This is a genomic window from Streptomyces turgidiscabies Car8, assembly GCF_000331005.1.
In the GTDB taxonomy this organism is placed as follows: Bacteria; Actinomycetota; Actinomycetes; order Streptomycetales; family Streptomycetaceae; genus Streptomyces; species Streptomyces turgidiscabies.
In genome coordinates, this window is record NZ_AEJB01000120.1 from 1 (window position 1) to 4,549 (window position 4,549).

Below are 4,549 nucleotides of genomic sequence, written 5' to 3' on the forward strand. Positions count from 1 at the left end.
GCGGGGGCGAGGAAACTCCCCTATGACGCGAACAATCGCACCGCCCACCCCGCATGCCCCTCCGCCGCCACCTCCAGCATCGGCGCGGCAGCCGCAGGCAACGCGTCCACTTCCCCCATGGCCGCCACGCCAGCCATCTCCACCGCCCGATCCGCGACGCGATCCAACTCCGGCGCCAACCGTGCCAGCACCCCCGTCGCGTCGAACGGATCGAGGCTCAGCAACCGCACAACCGCCGTCGCGGGCCCGCTGACGCTCTCGTACAGGGAGCAGTACGCCGCGTCCTCCGGCCCCAGCCCCGCCGCCCGCGCCGCCAGCCCCAGCACCACCGGCTGATGCGCTCCCTTGGGGAACTCCCGTGCCAGCGCGTCAAGTTCGGCCGACGGCCAGGTCGCCCGCGCCGCCCGCATCAGCTGCCGCCCCAGTCTGCGCGCGGCGACACGCAACGCCGGTGACGGCGTCCGCGCGTCCGCCGCACCGTCGAGGAGCACCGGATCGACGCCCAGCGCCGCAGCCGCGGCCAGCGCGGCCGACACCAGCCCCGCCGTGTGCAGCCGCCCCCGGCAGAACTCCTCCAGGCTCGCGGCGTCGGTGATCCGCCCCGCCTTGACAGCGGCCTCGGCCCCGCCGGAGTGCGCGTGCCCTCCGGCGGGGAAGCGGCCGTCGGCCAGGACCAGCAGCGCTGCCCTGCTCATCGCGCCCCGCCCACGGAAAGGGCGCCCGTAACACCCATGGCGCCCATCAGAAGAGGAAGTACCGCTGGGCCATGGGCAGTTCGGCGGCCGGAGTGGCCTCCACCAGCTCCCCGTCGATGTGCACGGCGAAGCTGTCGGGGTTGATCTTCACGTCCGGACGCGCGTCGTTCTCCCGCATGTCGGCCTTGGTCACCGCACGGGTCGACTCGATCGCGACGAACCGCTTGCCCAGTTGCAACCGCTCGGGCAGCCCGTCCTCGATCGCCAGCTGGGCGACGAAGTTGAACGAGTTGGACGCCGGCGCCCGTCCGATCGCCCCGAACATCGGCCGGGGCAGGATCGGCTGCGGAGTCGGGATGGAGGCGTTGGCGTCGCCCATCTGCGCGTAGGCGATCTGTCCGCCCTTGATGACGAGATGCGGCTTGACCCCGAAGAAGGCGGGCTCCCAGAGGACCAGGTCGGCGAGCTTGCCGGTCTCCACGGAGCCGATCTCCCGTGCGAGGCCCTGCGCGAGGGCCGGGTTGATCGTGTACTTGGCGACATAGCGACGTACGCGATGGTTGTCGGCGCTGCCGTCGCCCGGCAGAGCGCCCCGCCGTCGCTTCATCACATGTGCGGTCTGCCAGGTCCGCATGATGACCTCGCCGACTCGGCCCATCGCCTGCGCGTCGGACGAGATGATCGAGATGGCGCCCAGGTCGTGCAGGATGTCCTCCGCCCCGATCGTCGACGGACGGATACGTGACTCGGCGAACGCCAGGTCCTCCGGCACCGTCGGGTTCAGGTGGTGGCAGACCATCAGCATGTCGAGATGTTCGTCGGCGGTGTTGACGGTGTACGGCCGCGTCGGGTTGGTCGAGCTCGGCAGGACGTGCGGCTCGGAGACCACGGACATGATGTCCGGCGCGTGCCCGCCGCCCGCACCCTCGGTGTGGTAGGCGTGGATGCCCCGGCCCGCGATGGCCGCGAGCGTGTCGGCCACGAATCCGGCCTCGTTCAGGGTGTCCGTGTGGATGGCGACCTGGATGCCCGTCCGGTCGGCGACGGTCAGGGCCGCGTCGATGGCGGCCGGGGTCGAGCCCCAGTCCTCGTGGATCTTCAGGCCGAGGGCGCCGCCGCGGATCTGGGAGAGCATCGCGTCGTGCGAGACGGTGTTGCCCTTGCCGAGCAGTCCGAAGTTGAGGGGGTACTGCTCCATCGCCTCCAGCATCCGGGCGAGGTGCCAGGGACCGGGGGTCACCGTCGTCGCCTTCGAGCCCTCGGCCGGGCCCGTACCGCCGCCGACGAGGGTCGTGATGCCGGACGCGAGCGCCTCGTCGGCGATCTGCGGGCAGATCAGATGGACGTGCGCGTCGATGGCGCCCGCCGTCACGATCCGGCCGTTGCCGGCGATGATCTCGGTCTCGGGACCGATGACCAGGTCGGGGTGGATGCCATCCATCGTGTCGGGGTTGCCGGCCTTGCCGATGCCGGTGATGCGACCGTCACGGATGCCGATGTCGGCCTTGACGATGCCCCAGTGGTCGACGATCACCGCGCCCGTGATGACCGTGTCGGGGGTGCCGTCTGCGCGCGTAGCGCGGGCCTGGCCCATGGATTCGCGGATGACCTTGCCACCGCCGAACACCGCCTCGTCACCGGCGAGTCCGGGGCCGCCACTGCGGTCCTCCTCGATCTCGATGAGCAGGTCGGTGTCGGCGAGCCGGATACGGTCACCGGTGGTGGGGCCGAACAGGTCGGCGTACGCCGCACGCGAGATCTCAGGCATCGAGGGCACCTCCGGTCTCCCCGCGCAGTCCGGGCACGATGCGCGCGCCGGTGAGCGGAACGAGTTCTACGTCGACGGGGATCCCGGGTTCGAAGCGCACGGCGGTGCCCGCGGCGATGTTGAGCCGCTTGCCGCGCGCTGCCGCACGGTCGAACTCCAGGCCGGGGTTGGCCTCGGCGAAGTGGTAGTGGGAGCCGACCTGGACTGGCCGGTCGGCGGAGTTCAGCACGGTCATCGTCGTGACCTCGCGGCCCTCGTTGTACACAACGGGTCCGTCGGCGAACAGGATCTCTCCGGGAATCACGGCAGCCACTCCCCTCAGACGATCGGGTCGTGGACGGTGACGAGCTTGGTGCCGTCCGGGAAGGTCGCCTCGACCTGGACGTCGTGGATCATCTCGGGGATGCCCTCCATTACGTCGTCCCTGGTCAGCAGCGTGCGTCCGGAGGACATCAGTTCGGCGACCGTACGTCCGTCACGGGCGCCCTCGAGAATGTGCGAGGTGATCAGCGCGACCGACTCGGGATGGTTCAGCCTGAGCCCGCGGGCCCGGCGCTTCTCGGCCACGTCCGCCGCCACATGAATCAGCAGCCTCTCCTGCTCGTGCGGGGTCAGTTGCACGCCTTGCCACCTCACATCCTCGCTCCGGACCGTGCGGGGTCCGGTTGCCCGGTGCCACCAAAACCGCTGGTGGCGAGATGGGCACGCTAGTTGGCCGGGGTTTCAAGGACGTTAACCGGCCTGTGATCCACCCGGGTCACGACGAGCGGGCCCGCCCAAGCTCATCAGACCGCGCAGACCGTCCTGGAACACTTCCACCGACGCGCCGCCGAAGAGGGCCATCTGCGCGACGAAACCCTGGGCCGCGGCGATCATGGTTCGGGCGACGCTCTCGGCCGGTACGTCGGCGCGCATCAGTCCGGCTTCCTGGTAGCGCTCGACCAGCCGCACCCACGGCGCGCGGACCTGGGCGTAGCCGTCGTCGAGCACCTTCGCCAGCTCGCCGTCGCGCAGGGTCTCGGCCCACACCTGGACGATCAGCCGGGGAAAGATGGCCACCCCCTCGCGCGCCAGCCCCGGCCGCAGGCCCAGCATCCTGCCCATCACCTCCCCCACGATCACGTCCAGCGGCGGTAGCGGGCTCTGCTCCCCAGCCGTCTCGAAGGCGTCTCCGACCTCCTGGAGCACCTCGGTGACGATGGCCGCGATCAGCTCCTCCTTGCCGCTGAAGTAGCGGTAGACGGCGCCGGCGGAGAGATCGACCTCCTTGAGCACGTCCTGCATGGACGTGGCGTGGAAGCCGTTGCGGGCGAAGCAGAGTGCCGCTCCGTCGAGAATCTGCCGGCGTCGGGCGTCGAGGTGTTCCTGGGATACGCGGGCCATGCTCCCAAACTAAAACGAACGTTCCTTCTTGACAAGACGAGCCACTGACAGGACGGTAGGAGCACACATAAAACGAACGATCATTCTTTTTAGATTCGTCGGACTCGTCAGATTCGAGGGAACACATGTCCCCCATGTCCCCAACACCCTCCACGTCCACCGCGAGGGCCCAGAGGCACCATCGCCACATGATCGCCGTGACCGTCCTGGTTCCGGTCCTCGTCGCGCTGGCGCTCTGGGCCTTCGCCTGGCCCGCCGCCCGCATCGCACCCCGCGATCTGCCGCTCGGCGTGGCGGGCCCGGCCTCGGCGGTCACCCAGGTCGAGCGCCAACTGTCGTCACACAAGGGCGCCTTCGAGCTCCACCACTACGCCGACGAGGCCGCCGCCCGGGACGCCGTCGAGAACCGGACCGTATACGGCGCCGTGGTCGTCACCGCCCCGGGTCCGAAGCTGCTCACCGCGTCGGCCGCGAGCCCCCTCGTCGCCCAGTTCCTCCAGCAGGCGGTGACCGCACAGGCGGCGCGGTCCGGCGGGCCGGGCGCCCAGGTCACCACCGTCGACGTCGTCCCCGCCGCCGCGAAAGACCCGCGCGGCGCCGCATTCGGCGCGAGTGTGCTGCCACTCGCGCTCGCCGGTGTCGCCGCAGGCGCCGCGGTCACCCTGCTCGGTCTGCGCGGGGTGCGCGCGGTCGGCGCGCTGCT

The 4,549-nt window shown here is 70.5% G+C and carries 6 protein-coding genes; 1 reads left to right on the forward strand and 5 read right to left on the reverse strand.

Features of this window, described 5'->3' with window-relative positions; translation table 11 throughout:
* Positions 1–20: 20 nt before the first annotated feature.
* The 5 genes from STRTUCAR8_RS07300 to STRTUCAR8_RS07320 form a co-directional block, all read right to left on the reverse strand.
* Complete coding sequence (locus STRTUCAR8_RS07300) at positions 21–695, reverse strand: urease accessory protein UreF (protein WP_006374882.1); 675 nt, start codon at positions 693–695, stop codon at positions 21–23.
* A 46-nt stretch (positions 696–741) separates the two neighbouring features.
* On the reverse strand, positions 742–2,463 hold the full coding sequence (locus tag STRTUCAR8_RS07305) for an urease subunit alpha (RefSeq protein WP_006374881.1): 1,722 nt from the start codon (positions 2,461–2,463) through the stop codon (positions 742–744).
* Entirely contained in the window at positions 2,456–2,767 is a 312-nt protein-coding gene (locus STRTUCAR8_RS07310) for an urease subunit beta (RefSeq protein WP_006374880.1), read from the reverse strand. Before STRTUCAR8_RS07310 ends, STRTUCAR8_RS07305 begins: the two co-directional genes overlap by 8 nt.
* A gap of 14 nt (positions 2,768–2,781) precedes the next feature.
* The gene (locus STRTUCAR8_RS07315) at positions 2,782–3,084 is read right to left on the reverse strand and encodes an urease subunit gamma (RefSeq protein ID WP_006374883.1); all 303 of its coding nucleotides are present in this window, start codon (positions 3,082–3,084) and stop codon (positions 2,782–2,784) included.
* Positions 3,085–3,195: 111 nt separating this feature from the next.
* Complete coding sequence (locus tag STRTUCAR8_RS07320) at positions 3,196–3,846, reverse strand: TetR/AcrR family transcriptional regulator (RefSeq protein ID WP_006374879.1); 651 nt, start codon at positions 3,844–3,846, stop codon at positions 3,196–3,198.
* A gap of 188 nt (positions 3,847–4,034) precedes the next feature.
* Between STRTUCAR8_RS07320 and STRTUCAR8_RS07325 the strand changes: the two genes are divergently transcribed.
* Positions 4,035–4,549 (forward strand): ABC transporter permease (locus STRTUCAR8_RS07325; protein ID WP_422125673.1); only part of this gene is annotated, 515 nt, incomplete at its 3' end.